General features: G+C 67.4%; 1 protein-coding gene. It reads left to right on the top strand.

Annotated elements, in window-relative coordinates:
* Positions 1-838, top strand: an 838-nt coding sequence (locus DEQ92_RS23540; protein ID WP_158547648.1) for a hypothetical protein, incomplete at both ends; no start/stop codon positions are given.

Here is an 838-nt window from a genome sequence, read left to right as displayed (position 1 = left end):
CGGGTGCCAGTGAACGCGCGCGCCTCGCGCGCGATGAACTGTCGGCGGACTCGCGGAAGACGGCGGTCGTGGCGCACGTCGCGGCAGACGCGAATCACGCGCTGACGTACGCAGAGCTTGCTGAGAAGCTAGTTCTGGACTCTCCGTCAGATGGGAATCTGTACCAGGTCTGCAAGCGCCTCGAGGAAGAGCACGGGCTCGTCGAGCGGCACGATCGCCCCGACGGTCTCAGAGCAATCTCACTCACGTCTGCCGGGCTTGAGTACATCACCGCCGTCTATCAGGAGGAAGGACGCCAGACGCGCCTGCCTGGAACTGTGAGCGGCGTCGAAATGCCCCCCCAAATCCGTCCCCCCATGCCGTGTTTACCCGCGCAGGGTCGAGAGGGGGGTGGGGAGGAGGCCGCGGTAGCCGCCGGCGACCGCCCCGCGGCAGAAGGTGCGGCCGCTGCGAGCCCCGACCGCGACCTGGACTGGACGCACGGACTGGTCGCGCCTGGGTGCGCCGGGTACGACCGCGCTCTCCCGCTCGAAGCGGCGTCTGAGCGCGGCAACATCGTGCTGCAGAACTCACGGATTCGTCGGGACGACGTCGACCCGCGACAGCCGCGTGTCTCGATCACCGATTCATCGCTCGTAGTCGAGGCCGGCAAAGCGGAAAACCCGCTCCAGCACGCAACGACGATTGCACATGCTCTCGCTTGGGAGGAGACTCGCAATCGGCTGCTGACGCCGTCGGACATCGATCCCGTCCTGGACGGCGACCTCGACGTCGACGTCCTCCAGGACGCGACCGGCGTTGGCTGTCTCTCCGAAGACGACGACGGCCACGACGTCGC

The sequence above is a fragment of the Haloferax sp. Atlit-6N genome, from assembly GCF_003383195.1.
Taxonomy (GTDB): Archaea; Halobacteriota; Halobacteria; order Halobacteriales; family Haloferacaceae; genus Haloferax; species Haloferax gibbonsii.
The sequence above is the reverse complement of the archived record's forward strand: the minus strand, read 5'-3'. Positions and strand labels throughout refer to the sequence as shown.